Consider the following 2,976-nt stretch of genomic DNA (forward strand, 5'->3'; position numbering starts at 1 on the left):
TTTGATGCCTGGCAGTTCCCTACTCTCACATGGGGAGACCCCACACTACCATCGGCGCTACGGCGTTTCACTTCTGAGTTCGGCATGGGGTCAGGTGGGACCACCGCGCTAGTGCCGCCAGGCAAATTCTGTTTTATCAACACGTCCTGCGGACGCATCGACTAATCTGTATCAGCTGAAAATCTTCTCAAATCCGCCAAAACATCTTCGGCGTTGTAAGGTTAAGCCTCACGGTTCATTAGTACCGGTTAGCTCAACGCATCGCTGCGCTTACACACCCGGCCTATCAACGTCATCGTCTTTAACGTTCCTTCAGGAGACTTAAAGTCTCAGGGAGAACTCATCTCGGGGCAAGTTTCGTGCTTAGATGCTTTCAGCACTTATCTCTTCCGCATTTAGCTACCGGGCAGTGCCATTGGCATGACAACCCGAACACCAGTGATGCGTCCACTCCGGTCCTCTCGTACTAGGAGCAGCCCCCCTCAATTCTCCAGCGCCCACGGCAGATAGGGACCGAACTGTCTCACGACGTTCTAAACCCAGCTCGCGTACCACTTTAAATGGCGAACAGCCATACCCTTGGGACCTACTTCAGCCCCAGGATGTGATGAGCCGACATCGAGGTGCCAAACACCGCCGTCGATATGAACTCTTGGGCGGTATCAGCCTGTTATCCCCGGAGTACCTTTTATCCGTTGAGCGATGGCCCTTCCATTCAGAACCACCGGATCACTATGACCTGCTTTCGCACCTGCTCGCGCCGTCACGCTCGCAGTCAAGCTAGCTTATGCCATTGCACTAACCTCCTGATGTCCGACCAGGATTAGCTAACCTTCGTGCTCCTCCGTTACGCTTTGGGAGGAGACCGCCCCAGTCAAACTACCCACCAGACACTGTCCGCAACCCCGATAAGGGGCCAACGTTAGAACATCAAACATTAAAGGGTGGTATTTCAAGGTTGGCTCCACGCAGACTGGCGTCCACGCTTCAAAGCCTCCCACCTATCCTACACATCAAGGCTCAATGTTCAGTGTCAAGCTATAGTAAAGGTTCACGGGGTCTTTCCGTCTTGCCGCGGGTACACTGCATCTTCACAGCGAGTTCAATTTCACTGAGTCTCGGGTGGAGACAGCCTGGCCATCATTACGCCATTCGTGCAGGTCGGAACTTACCCGACAAGGAATTTCGCTACCTTAGGACCGTTATAGTTACGGCCGCCGTTTACCGGGGCTTCGATCAAGAGCTTCTCCTTACGGATAACCCCATCAATTAACCTTCCGGCACCGGGCAGGCGTCACACCGTATACGTCCACTTTCGTGTTTGCACAGTGCTGTGTTTTTAATAAACAGTTGCAGCCAGCTGGTATCTTCGACTGGTCTCAGCTCCATCCGCAGGGACTTCACCTACACACCAGCGTGCCTTCTCCCGAAGTTACGGCACCATTTTGCCTAGTTCCTTCACCCGAGTTCTCTCAAGCGCCTTGGTATTCTCTACCTGACCACCTGTGTCGGTTTGGGGTACGATTTGATGTTACCTGATGCTTAGAGGCTTTTCCTGGAAGCAGGGCATTTGTTACTTCAGCACCGTAGTGCCTCGTCATCACACCTCAGCCTTGATTATCCGGATTTGCCTGGATAACCAGCCTACATGCTTAAACCGGGACAACCGTCGCCCGGCTAACATAGCCTTCTCCGTCCCCCCTTCGCAGTAACACCAAGTACAGGAATATTAACCTGTTTCCCATCGACTACGCCTTTCGGCCTCGCCTTAGGGGTCGACTCACCCTGCCCCGATTAACGTTGGACAGGAACCCTTGGTCTTCCGGCGAGCGGGCTTTTCACCCGCTTTATCGTTACTTATGTCAGCATTCGCACTTCTGATACCTCCAGCAACCCTCACAGGCCACCTTCGCAGGCTTACAGAACGCTCCCCTACCCAACAACACATAGTGTCGCTGCCGCAGCTTCGGTGCATGGTTTAGCCCCGTTACATCTTCCGCGCAGGCCGACTCGACCAGTGAGCTATTACGCTTTCTTTAAATGATGGCTGCTTCTAAGCCAACATCCTGGCTGTCTGTGCCTTCCCACATCGTTTCCCACTTAACCATGACTTTGGGACCTTAGCTGGCGGTCTGGGTTGTTTCCCTCTTCACGACGGACGTTAGCACCCGCCGTGTGTCTCCCGTGATAACATTCTTCGGTATTCGTAGTTTGCATCGGGTTGGTAAGTCGGGATGACCCCCTAGCCGAAACAGTGCTCTACCCCCGAAGATGAGTTCACGAGGCGCTACCTAAATAGCTTTCGGGGAGAACCAGCTATCTCCCGGTTTGATTGGCCTTTCACCCCCAGCCACAAGTCATCCGCTAATTTTTCAACATTAGTCGGTTCGGTCCTCCAGTTAGTGTTACCCAACCTTCAACCTGCCCATGGCTAGATCACCGGGTTTCGGGTCTATACCCTGCAACTTAACGCCCAGTTAAGACTCGGTTTCCCTGCGGCTCCCCTATACGGTTAACCTTGCTACAGAATATAAGTCGCTGACCCATTATACAAAAGGTACGCAGTCACACCATAAAGGTGCTCCCACTGCTTGTACGTACACGGTTTCAGGTTCTTTTTCACTCCCCTCGCCGGGGTTCTTTTCGCCTTTCCCTCACGGTACTGGTTCACTATCGGTCAGTCAGGAGTATTTAGCCTTGGAGGATGGTCCCCCCATATTCAGACAGGATACCACGTGTCCCGCCCTACTCTTCGAGTTCACAACCTGTGCATTTTGGTGTACGGGACTATCACCCTGTACCGTCGGACTTTCCAGACCGTTCCACTAACACACAAGCTGATTCAGACTCTGGGCTGCTCCCCGTTCGCTCGCCGCTACTGGGGGAATCTCGGTTGATTTCTTTTCCTCGGGGTACTTAGATGTTTCAGTTCCCCCGGTTCGCCTCGTTAACCTATGTATTCAGTTAACGATAGTG

The 2,976-nt window shown here is 53.0% G+C and carries 2 rRNA genes; both read right to left on the reverse strand.

The features are described 5' to 3' along the window. Positions 1-6: 6 nt before the first annotated feature. Positions 7-122: ribosomal RNA gene (rrf, locus tag GT756_RS25645) — 5S ribosomal RNA — on the reverse strand. Positions 123-217: 95 nt separating this feature from the next. After that, positions 218-2,976 (reverse strand): 23S ribosomal RNA (locus GT756_RS25650); the annotation flags it as partial.

The sequence above is a fragment of the Klebsiella sp. Q2 genome (assembly GCF_009900705.1).
In the GTDB taxonomy this organism is placed as follows: Bacteria; Pseudomonadota; Gammaproteobacteria; order Enterobacterales; family Enterobacteriaceae; genus Klebsiella; species Klebsiella quasipneumoniae.